This is a genomic window from Pseudomonas putida (assembly GCF_025905425.1).
Lineage (GTDB): Bacteria > Pseudomonadota > Gammaproteobacteria > Pseudomonadales > Pseudomonadaceae > Aquipseudomonas > Aquipseudomonas putida_AF.
In genome coordinates, this window is the sequence record NZ_CP109603.1 from 5409372 (window position 1) to 5422871 (window position 13500).

General features: G+C 63.3%; 12 protein-coding genes and 1 pseudogene. 5 read left to right on the forward strand and 8 right to left on the reverse strand.

The window, feature by feature from the left end; translation table 11 throughout:
• Positions 1-53 precede the first annotated feature (53 nt).
• On the reverse strand, positions 54-926 hold the full coding sequence (locus tag OGV19_RS24395; RefSeq protein WP_264311011.1) for a LysR family transcriptional regulator: 873 nt from the start codon (positions 924-926) through the stop codon (positions 54-56).
• A gap of 205 nt (positions 927-1131) precedes the next feature.
• Here OGV19_RS24395 and OGV19_RS24400 point away from each other — a divergent pair, with 205 nt between their 5' ends.
• The 3 genes from OGV19_RS24400 (at position 1132) to OGV19_RS24410 (ending at position 4947) form a co-directional block, all read left to right on the forward strand.
• Entirely contained in the window at positions 1132-2514 is a 1383-nt protein-coding gene (locus tag OGV19_RS24400; protein WP_264311012.1) for a glutamine synthetase family protein, read from the forward strand.
• A 4-nt stretch (positions 2515-2518) separates the two neighbouring features.
• Positions 2519-3292 (forward strand): gamma-glutamyl-gamma-aminobutyrate hydrolase family protein, encoded by a 774-nt coding sequence (locus tag OGV19_RS24405; RefSeq protein WP_264311013.1) that lies wholly within the window; start codon positions 2519-2521, stop codon positions 3290-3292.
• A gap of 113 nt (positions 3293-3405) precedes the next feature.
• Positions 3406-4947: an APC family permease gene (locus OGV19_RS24410; RefSeq protein WP_264311014.1), complete on the forward strand. Its 1542-nt coding sequence runs from the start codon at positions 3406-3408 to the stop codon at positions 4945-4947.
• Positions 4948-5083: 136 nt separating this feature from the next.
• Here OGV19_RS24410 and gmk read toward each other — a convergent pair whose 3' ends face one another.
• Positions 5084-5704 (reverse strand): guanylate kinase, encoded by a 621-nt coding sequence (gene gmk, locus OGV19_RS24415; RefSeq protein ID WP_264311015.1) that lies wholly within the window; start codon positions 5702-5704, stop codon positions 5084-5086.
• 13 nt (positions 5705-5717) lie between these two features.
• Entirely contained in the window at positions 5718-6581 is an 864-nt protein-coding gene (locus tag OGV19_RS24420; protein ID WP_264311016.1) for a YicC/YloC family endoribonuclease, read from the reverse strand.
• A gap of 225 nt (positions 6582-6806) precedes the next feature.
• Here OGV19_RS24420 and rph point away from each other — a divergent pair, with 225 nt between their 5' ends.
• Positions 6807-7529 carry a ribonuclease PH gene (rph, locus tag OGV19_RS24425; RefSeq protein WP_264311017.1) on the forward strand — a complete coding sequence of 241 codons (723 nt, stop codon included), beginning with the start codon at positions 6807-6809 and terminating at the stop codon, positions 7527-7529.
• A gap of 60 nt (positions 7530-7589) precedes the next feature.
• On the opposite strand, the gene OGV19_RS24430 is transcribed toward rph, so the two are convergent.
• Entirely contained in the window at positions 7590-8369 is a 780-nt protein-coding gene (locus OGV19_RS24430) for a catabolite repression control protein Crc (protein WP_003253401.1), read from the reverse strand.
• Between the two features lie 80 nt (positions 8370-8449).
• Here OGV19_RS24430 and pyrE point away from each other — a divergent pair, with 80 nt between their 5' ends.
• On the forward strand, positions 8450-9091 hold the full coding sequence (gene pyrE, locus OGV19_RS24435) for an orotate phosphoribosyltransferase (protein ID WP_003253405.1): 642 nt from the start codon (positions 8450-8452) through the stop codon (positions 9089-9091).
• Positions 9092-9270: 179 nt separating this feature from the next.
• Here the strand turns inward: pyrE and argB are convergent, their stop codons facing one another.
• The 4 genes and pseudogenes from argB to coaBC form a co-directional block, all read right to left on the reverse strand.
• Entirely contained in the window at positions 9271-10176 is a 906-nt protein-coding gene (argB, locus tag OGV19_RS24440; protein ID WP_027592158.1) for an acetylglutamate kinase, read from the reverse strand.
• 30 nt (positions 10177-10206) lie between these two features.
• Positions 10207-11580, reverse strand: a pseudogene (locus OGV19_RS24445) (phosphomannomutase/phosphoglucomutase); the annotation flags it as partial.
• 135 nt (positions 11581-11715) lie between these two features.
• Positions 11716-12171 (reverse strand): dUTP diphosphatase, encoded by a 456-nt coding sequence (gene dut / locus OGV19_RS24450; RefSeq protein ID WP_264311018.1) that lies wholly within the window; start codon positions 12169-12171, stop codon positions 11716-11718.
• 5 nt (positions 12172-12176) lie between these two features.
• Positions 12177-13388, reverse strand: a complete 1212-nt coding sequence (coaBC, locus tag OGV19_RS24455) for a bifunctional phosphopantothenoylcysteine decarboxylase/phosphopantothenate--cysteine ligase CoaBC (RefSeq protein WP_027592161.1) — start codon at positions 13386-13388, stop codon at positions 12177-12179.
• Positions 13389-13500: the final 112 nt, after the last annotated feature.

Consider the following 13500-nt stretch of genomic DNA (forward strand, 5'->3'; position numbering starts at 1 on the left):
TGGGGGCGGGGTTGCTCGCGAAAGGGCCGCAACAGACACCCTCCTCTTGTATCTCACAACATCGCGTCGCGCAACCGTGGGGTCAGTTCCTCGAACAATGTCTGCACCGAGCGCAACGCCCGGCAATCTGGCCGGGTCAGCAGCCACAGCTGGGTATCGCAACCGGGCAGCGGGCCGCTCAGCGCATCAACGCCGGGCAAGGCATGCACCATGTAATCGGGCAGCGCCGCCACGCCCAGCCCGGTGCTGACCAGTTGCGCGATGGTCGACATGCCGCTGCATTGGTAGCGCGGGCTCAGCCCGGGGTACTGCTGGTTGCGCCAGACCACGGTGGGGTGGTCCTGCATTGAATCGTCCGGGGCAATCCACGGCACGCTGCCGGCAGCCTCGTCCAGCCGTTCACGCCACTGCGGCTGGCCGCAGATCACATAGGAGGTCGAGCCCAGGCAACGCCCCACCAGGTGCTCCGGTGGCGTGTTGGTCAGGCGCAGGGCGATGTCGGCATCGCGCCGGCTGAGGTTGGCGAAAGTGTTGGAGGTGCCCATTTCCAGCGACAAGGCCGGGTAATTGGGCATGAAGTCGGCCAGCGCCGGCAGCAACAGGCTGTGCATCACGGCCTCGGTACAGGTCAGCCGCACCGTGCCGCTGACCACCTGTTCGCCGCTGGTCATGGCGATGCGCGCGGCCTCCAGGGCCTGCTCGGCGCGCTCGGCCTGCTCCGCCAGGGCCTGGGCGGTGTCGGTGGGCAGGTAGCCCTTGCGGCTTTTGACGAACAGCGCGGTGCCCAGCGCGGATTCGAGACGACGGATCGAACGGAACACCGTCGAAACGTCGACCTTGAGCAATTCGGCAGCCTTCGCCAGCGAGCGGCCACGTTCCAGGGCCAGGACCAGGGAGAGGTCGGCGTGGGTAATCTGATATTGCATTGGTGCACGCTCTGCTTGCCGAAATGCCAATGTCTGTTGCGTTGAGGCCATTTTATAGTGGAACCGCCCCTGGGAATCAATGCGCCCGGTCGGGCAACCAATCCCCACGATGGGAAAGTGAAAAAAACAACAGCTGCAACCATCGTCGCCCGTGAGGCGCCAGCCGTATCCCCACATCGCCGCAGCACATCAAAGGATGTACACCATGACGTCGGTCACCCCGTGCGCCAGTTCTTCCAGCGAGATGAATGACTTCCTCCAGGCCCATCCGGATACGCAGTATGTCGATCTGCTGATCTCCGACATGAACGGCGTGGTACGCGGCAAGCGCATCGAGCGGGCCAGCCTGCACAAGGTGTACGAGAAAGGCATCAACCTGCCGGCGTCACTGTTTGCCCTCGACATCAACGGCTCGACCGTCGAGAGTACCGGCCTGGGCCTGGACATCGGCGATGCCGACCGCATCTGCTACCCAATCCCCGGCACGCTGTGCAACGAGCCGTGGCAAAAACGCCCCACCGCTCAGCTGCTGATGACCATGCATGAGATCGAAGGCCAGCCCTTCTTCGCCGACCCGCGCGAAGTGCTGCGCCAGGTGGTGAGCAAGTTCGACGACCTGGGCCTGGATATCTGCGCCGCATTCGAGCTCGAGTTCTACCTGATCGACCAGGACAACCTCAACGGCCGCCCGCAACCGCCGCGTTCGCCCATTTCTGGCAAGCGCCCGCAGTCGACCCAGGTGTACCTGATCGACGACCTCGACGAATACGCCGACTGCCTGCAGGACATGCTCGAAGCGGCCAAGGAGCAGGGCCTGCCAGCCGATGCCATCGTCAAAGAAAGTGCCCCGGCGCAGTTCGAGGTCAACCTGCACCACGTTGCCGACCCGCTGAAGGCCTGCGACTACGCGATCTTGCTCAAGCGCTTGGTCAAGAACGTCGCCTACGACCATGAAATGGACACCACGTTCATGGCCAAGCCCTACCCGGGCCAGGCGGGCAATGGCCTTCATGTGCACATCTCGCTGTTGGACAAGAAAACTGGCAAGAACATCTTCGCCAATAGCGACCCGCTGCAAAGCGACGCGCTGCGCCACGCCATCGGTGGCGTGCTGGAGACCATGCCAGCGTCGATGGCCTTCCTGTGCCCGAACATCAACTCCTACCGCCGCTTCGGTGCGCAGTTCTACGTCCCCAATGCGCCGAGCTGGGGCCTGGACAACCGTACCGTGGCGGTCCGCGTGCCGACCGACAGCAGCGAAAACGTGCGCATCGAGCACCGTGTGGCCGGCGCCGACGCCAACCCGTACCTGATGCTCGCGGCCATTCTCGCTGGCATTCACCACGGCCTTACCAGCAAGGTCGAGCCGGGTGAGCCCATTGAAGGCAACTCGTACGAACAACTGGAACAGAGCCTGCCGAACAACCTGCGTGACGCCCTGCGCGCGCTGGATGACAGCGAAGTGCTCAATCAATACATCAGCCCGGACTACATCGATATCTTCGTCGCCTGCAAGGAAAGCGAGCTGGCCGAGTTTGAAGTGTCGATTTCCGACCTTGAGTACAACTGGTACCTGCACACGGTGTAAGCCCATGAGCGCAAATGCGGTCCCCTTGATCGGTATCAGCGCCTGCCGCCAGCAGGTGGGGAAGAACTCGTCGCACACGGTGGGCGACAAGTATGTCGAGGCGGCCGGCTTTGCCGGGCTGCCGCTGATTTTGCCGGCGCGAGACGGGGGCAGTGATACCCCGGCGCTGCTGGCCCAGCTCGACGGCATTCTTTTTACCGGCTCGCCTTCAAATATCGAACCGCATCATTACAATGGCGCCCCCAGCACGGAGGGTACCCGGCATGATCGCGCGCGCGATCGCCTGACCCTGCCGCTGCTGCAGGCGGCCATTGCCGCCGGTGTGCCGGTGTTGTGCATCTGCCGTGGGTTTCAGGAATTGAATGTGGCCCTTGGCGGCACCTTGCACCAGCGTGTGCAGGAGCTGCCTGGCTACCTTGACCACCGCGAACCTGAGGACGCACCCCTGGAGGTGCAATACGGCCCTCGCCACCCTGTCGGCATCGAGCCTGGCGGGTTGTTCGAGCGCCTGGGCCTGGCTGCGCAATTCGAGGTCAACTCGTTGCACAGCCAGGGCATCGATCGCCTGGCCCCTGGGCTGCGCGTCGAAGCACGGGCCCCGGATGGCCTGATCGAAGCGGTGTCGATGCCGGATGCGCCGGGCTTCGTGCTTGGCGTGCAGTGGCACCCAGAATGGCGTTTCGCCGAAAACCCGGTCTCCCGGCGCCTTTTCCAGGCATTCCGTGAGGCCTGTATTGCCCATGCTGCACGGGAGGGTACGCGCCAGAAGGCATTCTGACGTCACCCGAAAGTCTCGGATGACGCACCCCCTGTTGCAAGCTTTCAATGAGTGAAAGCGGGCCTTGTACGCAAGGCCCGCGAAAACAATTCCAAAATTTACGGCAAATACTCATGAGCGATTACACAGAAGCCGGCCGCCCACCCGATGTGGCGGCCGACGCGGACAACACCCAGCGCAGCAAGGGCTTGGCCAAAGGCCGCCTGGGTTTGCTGGCCAGCGTGGTGCTGGGCATTTCCACCATCGCCCCGGTCTATACCCTGACTGGCGCGCTTGGCCCTACCGTGCGAGAGGTCGGTGCCCACCTGCCTGCGGTGTTTATCGTCGGCTTCCTGCCGATGCTGCTGGTCGCCCTTGGCTATCGCGAGCTGAATTCGGCGGAGCCGGACAGCGGCACCTCGTTCACCTGGTCGGCGCGTGCCTTCGGCCCGATGATCGGCTGGATCGGGGGCTGGGGGCTGGTGGTCGCCACCACCATCGTGCTGTCGAACCTGGCCGGTGTGGCGGTCGATTTCTTCTACCTGTTCCTCGGCCAGATCACCGGCAACCATGGCCTGGCGGCCTTGGCGGATAACCTGGTGATCAACATCGCCACCTGTTGCGTGTTCATCGCCCTGGCGGTGTGGATCTGCTGTCGCGGCATCGCCACCACCATGACGGTGCAGTATGGCCTGGTGGCCTTGCAGTTGCTGGTGCTGATCGGCTTTGCCTTCGCCGCCTTCGGTGGTACCACTGCGCCGCCACCGCTGGAATTCGATTTTGCCTGGTTCAACCCGTTCGGTGTCGAGTCGTTCTCGGCCTTTGCCGCGGGGTTGTCGCTGTCGATCTTCATCTTCTGGGGTTGGGACACGTGCCTGACTGTGAGCGAAGAGTCGGTGGGCAGCGAAGAGGTGCCCGGCAAGGCCGCCACTTGGACCGTGATGTTGATCCTTGGCCTGTACCTGTTCACCGCTATCGCCACCCTGCAGTTTGCCGGTATCAGTGAAACGGGCCTGGGCCTGAACAACCCGCGCATCCAGGAGAACGTCTTTGCCCACCTGGCCGGCCCGGTCATGGGGCCGCTGGCGATCCTGATGTCCATCGCCGTGCTGGCCAGCACCGCAGCGTCGCTGCAGTCGACCTTCGTGGCACCGGCGCGCACCCTGTTGGCCATGGGTTATTACGGTGCGGTACCGCAGAAGTTCGCCAGCGTCTGCCCGCGTTCGCAAACCCCGCGCTACGCCACCATCTGCGCCGGCCTGGCGGCAGGCCTGTTCTACGTGACCATGCGTACCCTGAGCGAGAACGTGCTGGCCGATACCATCACCGCGCTGGGCATGATGATCTGCTTCTACTACTCGCTGACCGCGTTTGCCTGCGTCTGGTATTTCCGCCACAGCCTGTTCGACAGCCTGCGCCACTTCGTCATGCGCGGCCTGTGCCCGCTGGTAGGCGGGGTGATCTTGTCGGTGATCTTCGCGCGTACCGCCATCGACAGCGCCTCGCCAGACTTCGGCAGCGGCTCGCATGTGGGCGGGTTGGGGCTGGTGTTCGTGATTGCCGCGATCATTTCGGTGCTTGGCATCGGGCTGATGCTGCTGTCGCGCATGCGTGCGCCGGCGTACTTCCTGGGGGCTACCCTGCGTCAGCAGGCGACCCTGCCGCTGGCGGAATAATTGGAAGGGGCTGCTCTGCAGCCCATTCGCGGGCCAAGCCCGTTCCCACAGGATCACCGCTGCCGTCAATGTCGGCGCAGTATTTGTGGGAGCGAGCTTGTCCCGCGAAAGGGCCTCGAAGAGGCCCCATCGATCTTCAGCCGATCATTTGCTTCAGCAACGCCGCATGACGCTGTTGCTGCTTCTTCAGCACCAGGCGATTCGAGCGGAACACCGCCTTCAAGTCTTCCAGCGCCACGTCGAAATCATCATTGATGATCAGGTAGTCATACTCGTCGTAGTGCACCATCTCGCTGACCGCTTCCTTCATGCGCCCGGCGATGATCTCTTCGCTGTCCTGCCCACGGCCGTCCAGGCGCTGACGAAGCGCTTCCTGGCTTGGCGGCAGGATGAACACCGACAACGCCTGCGGCATCAGTTTGCGCACCTGCTGGGCACCTTGCCAGTCGATTTCCAGGATCAGGTCGAAGCCTTGGTCGAGGGTCTGCTGCAGTGCGCTACGCGAGGTGCCGTAGAAGTTGCCGAACACTTCGGCATGCTCCAGGAAGTCGCCTTGCTGGATCAGTGCCTTGAACTCCTCGTGCACGACGAAGTGGTAGTTCACCCCGTGCTGCTCACCCGGGCGCATGGCGCGGGTGGTGTGCGAGACCGAGACGCGGATTTGCGTGTCGTCCTGGGTCAGGGCGTTGACCAGGCTGGTCTTGCCGGCACCGGAGGGTGCCGAAACGATGTAGAGGGTGCCGCTGCTGTGATTCATGGTCGGGGTGGCCTTACTCGATGTTCTGTACTTGTTCACGCATCTGTTCGATCAATACCTTGAGGTTGACCGCCGCTTGCGTACTGCGCGGGTCGAAGGCCTTGGAGCCTAGGGTGTTCGCTTCGCGGTTGAGTTCCTGCATCAGGAAGTCCAGGCGCCGGCCAGCGGCACCGCCTGACTTGAGCACGCGGCGCACTTCGGTGACGTGGGTGGCGAGGCGGTCGAGCTCTTCGGCGACGTCGCTTTTTTGCGCCAGCAGCACCATCTCCTGCTCCAGGCGTTGCGGGTCGAGTTCGGCCTGCATGTCGCCGAAGCGGTCGAGGATTTTCTGCCGCTGGGCCGCCAGCATCTGCGGCACCAGAGCGCGCAGCGTGGTGACCTCGGTGGTCATGTTGTCCAGGCGCTCGTTGATCAGCCGGGCCAGCTCCTGGCCTTCACGCAGGCGCCCGGCCTTGAGCTCGGCCAGCGCTTCGTCGAACAGCGCCAAGGCCTCGGCGTTCAGCGCCTGCGGGTCGCTGGCGTCGGCGACCAGCACGCCCGGCCACGACAGCACTTCCAGGGGGTTCAGCGGGGCCGGCTGCTTGATCAGGCCAGCCACCTCTTCGGCGGCGGCGACCAGCTGTGCGGCGCGCTCACGGTCCACTTTCAGTGGTTTGCCGGTGCTGTCTTCGTTGAGGCGCAGGGTGCACTCGACCTTGCCGCGCGACAGCCCCTGGCGCAGGCCTTCACGTACCGCGCCTTCCAGGTCGCGCAGGGCCTCGGCCAGGCGCAGGTGCGGCTCCAGGTAGCGGTGGTTGACCGAGCGCAGCTCCCAGACCAGGGTGCCTTGGCTGCCGGCGCGCTCGACACGAGCAAAAGCGGTCATGCTGTGCACCATGGGGAGTACCTCGCGTAGATGAATGAACAGGGAAGCCTCTCGGCTGCAAGGCGCAGGATTGTAGCGCAGTGGCGCCTCGGCGCCCAATCCAGCCATGTTACAGAGCGCGAAATGAGCAGTGGGAAAAGGCGACAGGCTGTCAGGGGCGCGACAATAGGCATGTCCTCCCGAGGCCGCGAGCTCTATAATGCTCGGCAGATTCAAGTCCCAGTACAGGTATCCCAGATGAAACGTCCAAGTGGTCGCGCCGCCGATCAGCTCCGCTCGATCCGCATCACCCGCAACTACACCAAGCACGCCGAAGGGTCGGTACTGGTCGAGTTCGGTGACACCAAGGTCATCTGCACGGTCAGCGTTGAAAACGGCGTGCCGCGCTTCCTCAAAGGCCAGGGCCAAGGCTGGCTGACGGCCGAGTACGGCATGCTGCCGCGCTCCACCGGTGAGCGTAACCAGCGCGAAGCCAGCCGTGGCAAGCAGGGTGGTCGCACCCTGGAAATCCAGCGCCTGATCGGCCGCTCGCTGCGCGCCGCGCTGGACATGAGCAAGCTGGGTGACATCACCCTGTACATCGACTGCGATGTGATCCAGGCCGACGGTGGTACCCGTACCGCGTCGATCACCGGTGCGATGGTCGCGCTGTGTGACGCGCTGGCCGTGATCAAGAAGCGTGGCGGCCTCAAGGCCGGCAACCCGCTCAAGCACATGATCGCTGCGGTTTCCGTGGGCATGTATCAGGGCGAGGCAGTGCTTGACCTGGACTACCTGGAAGACTCCGCCGCCGAGACCGACCTGAACGTGGTCATGACCAGCGCCGGTGGTTTCATCGAGGTGCAGGGCACCGCCGAAGGCGCGCCGTTCCAGCCTGAAGACTTGAGTGCCATGCTCGCTGTGGCGCAGAAGGGCATGAACGAGATCTTCGAACTGCAGCAGGCCGCGCTGGCCGACTGACGTTTCTGTAGATGCGAAAAAGCCGACATCAATGTCGGCTTTTTCGTATCTGGATGACACTCAGATGGTCAACGTCCAGTCATAGTCCACGATCAGCGGCGCATGCTGCGAGAAGCGCGGCTGACGCGGCAGGCGAGCGTTACGCACGAAGCGGCGCAGGCCTGGGGTGAGGATCTGGTAGTCGAACCGGTAGCCCAGGTTGAGCATCTCGGCCTGTTCGTTGTCCGGCCACCAGCTGTACTGGTCGCCTTCACGGCTGACTTCGCGCAGGGCATCCACGTAGCCCATCTCGCCGGTGATCGCATCCATCCAGGCGCGTTCCGGCGCCAGGAAGCCAGGCGATTGCTGGCTGTCGCGCCAGTTCTTGATGTCGAGCTTCTGCTGCGCCACGTAGAACGAGCCGCAATAAATGTATTCGCGGCGCTTGCGGCGCTGCTTGTCCAGGTACTTGGCGAAATCGTCCATCAACTTGAATTTCTGGTTCAAGTCTTCGTCGCCGTTCATGCCCGAAGGCAGCAGCAGGCTGGCAATACTGACTTTGTCGAAATCTGCTTGCAGATAACGCCCGTAGCGGTCGGCTGTCTCGAAGCCCAGGCCGGTGATGACTGCCTTGGGCTGCATGCGCGAGTACAGTGCCACGCCACCTTGGGCGGGTACCTCCGCGTCGCAGGCATAAAGGAAATAGCCATCGAGCTGGAAAGCTGGGTCGTCGAGTTCAAAGGCCGAGGCGCGGGTATCCTGAAGGCAGATGACGTCGGCATTCTGGGCTTGTAACCAGCTGAGCAATCCACGCTCGGCCGCAGCCTGAATGCCATTTACGTTCACACTGATGATCCGCATAAATGGCCCCAAAAATCTCGTGCGTGTATGATACCCGAGCTCAACCCATTTAGCTAAATCCGTGGTGTCCGGGACTTTCCATGCAGCCGTATCAGCGCGACTTTATCCGTTTTGCCATCGATCGCGGCGTTCTGCGCTTCGGTGAATTCACCCTGAAATCGGGGCGTACCAGCCCGTACTTCTTCAATGCCGGCCTGTTCAACACAGGTTCCGCCCTAGCAGAGCTGGGGCGTTGCTACGCGGCGGCCATCGTCGACAGCAAGATCCCCTTCGACGTGCTGTTCGGCCCGGCCTACAAGGGTATCCCCCTGGCGGCGACCACCGCCGTGGCCCTGGCCGATCAGCATCAGCTCGACGTGCCGTGGTGCTTCAACCGTAAAGAAGCCAAGGATCACGGCGAAGGTGGCAGCCTGGTCGGCGCGCCTTTGGCCGGTGACGTGCTGATCATCGACGACGTGATCACGGCCGGCACGGCCATCCGCGAGGTCATGCAGATCATCAATGCCCAGCAGGCCAAGGCCGCTGGCGTGCTGATCGCGCTGAACCGCGAAGAGCGCGGCAATGGCGAGCTGTCGGCGATCCAGGAAGTGGAGCGTGACTTCGGTATTCCGGTGGTCAGCATCGTTTCGCTGACCCAAGTGCTGGAGTTTTTGGCGGATGATCCGCAGCTCAAGCAGCATCTGCCGGCCGTTGAGGCGTATCGGGCGCAGTACGGGATTTGATCTCGGCCCGGTAATGAAAAAGGCGACCTTTGCGGGTCGCCTTTTTTTGTTTCTGCCTGTTCCGGCCTCTTCGCGGGGCAAGCCCGCTCCCACAAGACCTCCGCTGAACCTGAATTCAGCGGGCATCCTGTGGGAGCGGGCTTGCCCCGCGAAGAGGCCGGAACAGGCTAAGCAATCACTCAGCGCGGCTTGCGGTTGGTGATCAGGGTACCCACACCGCTATCGGTGAAGATCTCCAGCAGCACCGCATTCGGCACGCGGCCATCGATGATGTGCGAGCTGTTCACGCCACCCTGGACCGCATCCAGCGCGCACTTGATCTTCGGCAGCATGCCGCCGTAGATGGTGCCGTCGGCGATCAGTTCGTTGACTTGCTCGGTGGTCAGGCCGGTCAGGACCTGGCCTTGCTTGTCCATCAGGCCAGCGATGTTGGTCAGCAACATCAGCTTCTCGGCTTTCAGGGCCTCGGCTACCTTGCCCGCCACCAGGTCGGCGTTGATGTTGTACGACTCACCGTTGGCACCCACGCCGATCGGCGCGATGACCGGGATGAAGTCACCCTTGACCAGCATGTTCAACAGGTCGGTGTTCACGCTCACGACCTCGCCAACGTGGCCGATGTCGATGATTTCCGGGGTGGTCATCTCCGGCGTCTGGCGGCTGACGGTCAGCTTCTTGGCGCGGATCAGTTCCGCATCCTTGCCGGTCAGGCCGATGGCGCTGCCGCCGTGGCGGTTGATCAGGTTGACGATGTCCTTGTTGACCTGGCCACCGAGGACCATCTCCACCACATCCATGGTCGCCGAGTCGGTGACGCGCATGCCGTCGATGAAGTGGCTTTCGATCGACAGGCGTTTGAGCAGGTCGCCGATCTGCGGGCCACCACCGTGGACCACCACCGGGTTGATGCCCACCGCCTTCATCAGCACGATGTCACGGGCGAAGCCGGTCTTGAGCTCCTCGCTCTCCATCGCGTTGCCGCCGTACTTGATCACCAGTGTCTTGCCGACAAAGCGGCGGATGTAAGGCAGTGCTTCGGACAAAACTTCGGCTACATGGGAAGCGGCATCGCGATCGAGGGTCATGCAGGGCTCCTGTAAGGAACAGATAGTCGGTCAGAACGGCAGTTGCAGCTCAGGGGCAACCCGCAGCAACTGGGCGCGGAAAACATCCTTGATACGTTGCAATTCGGCGTCGCTGTCGGCCTCGAAGCGCAGCACCAGCACCGGGGTGGTGTTGGAGGCGCGTACCAGGCCCCAGCCGTGGGTGTAGTCGACCCGCACACCGTCGATGGTGGTCAGGTTGGCTGCGCCCCAGTCGGCGTCGCGTTGCAGTGCATCAATGATGCTGAATTTACCCTCGTCGGTCACATCAATATTGATTTCCGGCGTGGAAATATCGTTCGGGAACGCCGCGAACAAGCTTTCGGCGTCCTGGTCGGCCTTGCTGAGGATCTCCAGCAGGCGCGCGGCACTGTAGATGCCGTCATCGAAACCGTACCAGCGTTCCTTGATAAAGATGTGCCCGCTCATCTCGCCGGCCAGCAAGGAGCCGGTCTGCTTCATCTTCTTCTTGATCAACGAATGGCCGGTCTTCCACATCAAGGCTCGGCCGCCGTGCTGTTCGATCAGCGGGGTCAGGCGACGGGTGCATTTGACGTCGAAGATGATCTCGGCGCCCGGATTACGCGACAGCACGTCCTGGGCAAACAGCATCAACAGGCGGTCGGGGTAGACGATGGTGCCGGTGTTGCTCACCACACCTACACGGTCGCCGTCGCCATCGAAGGCCAGGCCGATGTCGGCACCGGTTTGCTTGACCTTGGCGATCAGGTCTTCGAGGTTCTCCGGCTTGCCCGGGTCCGGGTGGTGGTTGGGGAAGTTGCCATCCACCTCGCAGAACAGCGGGATGACCTCGCAGCCGAGGGCTTCGATCAACTGCGGGGCGATGACGCCGGCAGCGCCGTTGCCGCAATCCACCACGACCTTGAGCTTTTTCGCAAGCTTCACGTCACGGGTGATCTGCTGGAAGTAGCGCTCGAGGATCTCGACCTTTTCCACTCGGCCTTCGCCACGGGTCAGGTCATTGGTCTTGAGGCGGGTCAGCAGGGCCTGGATCTGTTCGTTGGCCAGGGTGTCGCCAGCAATGACGATCTTGAAACCGTTGTAGTCCGACGGGTTGTGGCTGCCGGTGAGCATCACCCCCGACTTGCCGGCCAGCACGTTGGCGGCGTAATACAGCGCCGGGGTCGGCACCAGGCCCACGTCGCTCACCTGGCAACCCGCGTCGGCCAGGCCTTTGATCAGCTGCTCGACCAGCATCGGGCCGGACAGGCGGCCATCGCGGCCCACGGAGATCTGTGGCTCGCCCTGGGCGAGGGTCTGGGCGCCGATGGCGCGGCCGATCCAGTAGGCGGTTTCGGCATGGAGGGTCTTGCCGACCACGCCGCGGATGTCATAAGCGCGGAAAATGCTGTCCGGCAGTGCGGGGACCAGCTGGGCCATTTCGTTCATCTCTGGAAGCTCCATTAGTCAAAGGCTGTCTGGGCAGGCGCAAACTGAACGCTTGGACGGTGGTTTCGCCAGAGAGTTCGCCATCCTTGGCCTGAACGGTCAGCTGTCGGCTCAGTGGCTGCCTGAGTGGCCGAAACCGCCAGTGCCACGCTGGCTTTCATCAAAGGTTTCGACGATGTCGAAATGCGCCTGTACCACCGGCACCAGCACCAATTGGGCGATGCGCTCGCCAATGGCGATGGTGAACGGGGTGTTGCCGCGGTTCCAGCACGACACCATCAGCTCGCCCTGGTAGTCCGAGTCGATCAGGCCGACCAGGTTGCCCAGCACGATGCCGTGCTTATGGCCCAGGCCCGAGCGCGGCAGGATCATGGCCGCCAGGCCCGGGTCGCCGATGTAGATCGACAGACCGGTGGGGATCAGCAGGGTCTGGCCCGGCTCAAGGACGGTGTCCTCCTTGAGCAGGGCGCGCAGGTCCAGCCCGGCGGAGCCAGGGGTGGCGTACTGCGGCAGGGGGAATTCGGTGCCCAGGCGTGGGTCGAGGATCTTGGCTTGAAGAGCGTGCATGTAACTTATTGAACCTGGTTGAGCCGTTCGGCGATGAAGGCGACCAGTTGCCGGGCAATCTTGCCCTTGCTGGTCTGCGCAAAGAGGGTCTGGTGCTGCTGGCGGTCGATCACGGTCAGGGCGTTCTCTTCGCTGTTGAAGCCGATGCTGGGGTTGGCCACATCATTGGCGACGATCAGGTCGAGGTTCTTGTCCTTGAGCTTGCGTGTGGCGTAATCGAGCAGGTGTTCGGTCTCGGCGGCGAAGCCGACACTGAACGGGCGGTCGCCACGGCCAGCAATGGTCGCAAGGATATCGGGATTGCGCACCATCTGCAGCAGCATGCCGTCGCCGGTCGTAGGATCTTTCTTGAGTTTTTGCGTGGCGACGACCTCTGGGCGGTAGTCCGCGACCGCTGCCGAGGCAATGAACAGGTCGCAGGGCATGGCCGCTTCACAGGCCGCGAGCATGTCACGCGCGCTGACCACGTCGATCCGGTTGACCCGGTCGGGCGTGGGCAGGTGCACCGGGCCGGTGACGAGGGTCACCCGAGCACCGGCTTCGGCGGCCGCTTCGGCCAGGGCGAAGCCCATCTTCCCGGAGCTATGATTGGTGATGTAGCGCACCGGGTCGATGTTTTCCTGGGTCGGGCCGGCGGTAATCAGCACGTGCTTGCCGGTCAGCGTCTGGCGCTTGAAGCTTTCGGCAGCGCACCAGGCCAGGTCGGTGGCTTCGAGCATGCGGCCAAGGCCAACGTCGCCACAGGCCTGGCTGCCGGACGCCGGGCCGAAGACCTGAATGCCGCGGCTCTTGAGCAGGTCGAGGTTGGCCTGGGTAGCCGGGTCGCGCCACATCGCCTGGTTCATGGCCGGGGCCACGGCAACGGTGGCGTCGGTGGCCAGAATCAGGGTGGTCAGCAGGTCGTCGGCCATGCCTTGGGCCATGCGCGCCATGAGGTCGGCAGTGGCAGGGGCGATGAGCACCAGGTCGGCCCACTTGGCCAGCTCGATATGGCCCATGGCCGCTTCGGCGGCGGGGTCGAGCAGGTCCATGTGCACCGGGTGGCCGGACAGCGCCTGCAGGGTCAGCGGGGTGATGAATTCTGCACCGCCACGGGTCATGACGACGCGCACCTGCGCGCCGTGCTCCAGGAGTCGGCGGATCAGCTCGGCGCTTTTGTAGGCGGCAATGCCGCCACCGACGCCGAGAACGATGCGTTTGTGATACAGCCGCTGCATAGGCTTTTGCCTTTTTCCAGTGAAAGCGGGCGGCGACAAGAACTGCCTGCGGCAGAACGTCGCATGTACGAGGCGAAATAGATTAACACAGGGCCCAAACGTGCCGCAGCAG

Coding starts and splice junctions, on each gene's coding strand:
- OGV19_RS24395 (WP_264311011.1), bottom strand. CDS start 926: ATGCAATATCAGATTACCCACGCCGACCTCTCCCTGGTCCTGGCCCTG.
- OGV19_RS24400 (WP_264311012.1), top strand. CDS start 1,132: ATGACGTCGGTCACCCCGTGCGCCAGTTCTTCCAGCGAGATGAATGAC.
- OGV19_RS24405 (WP_264311013.1), top strand. CDS start 2,519: ATGAGCGCAAATGCGGTCCCCTTGATCGGTATCAGCGCCTGCCGCCAG.
- OGV19_RS24410 (WP_264311014.1), top strand. CDS start 3,406: ATGAGCGATTACACAGAAGCCGGCCGCCCACCCGATGTGGCGGCCGAC.
- gmk (WP_264311015.1), bottom strand. CDS start 5,704: ATGAATCACAGCAGCGGCACCCTCTACATCGTTTCGGCACCCTCCGGT.
- OGV19_RS24420 (WP_264311016.1), bottom strand. CDS start 6,581: ATGGTGCACAGCATGACCGCTTTTGCTCGTGTCGAGCGCGCCGGCAGC.
- rph (WP_264311017.1), top strand. CDS start 6,807: ATGAAACGTCCAAGTGGTCGCGCCGCCGATCAGCTCCGCTCGATCCGC.
- OGV19_RS24430 (WP_003253401.1), bottom strand. CDS start 8,369: ATGCGGATCATCAGTGTGAACGTAAATGGCATTCAGGCTGCGGCCGAG.
- pyrE (WP_003253405.1), top strand. CDS start 8,450: ATGCAGCCGTATCAGCGCGACTTTATCCGTTTTGCCATCGATCGCGGC.
- argB (WP_027592158.1), bottom strand. CDS start 10,176: ATGACCCTCGATCGCGATGCCGCTTCCCATGTAGCCGAAGTTTTGTCC.
- dut (WP_264311018.1), bottom strand. CDS start 12,171: ATGCACGCTCTTCAAGCCAAGATCCTCGACCCACGCCTGGGCACCGAA.
- coaBC (WP_027592161.1), bottom strand. CDS start 13,388: ATGCAGCGGCTGTATCACAAACGCATCGTTCTCGGCGTCGGTGGCGGC.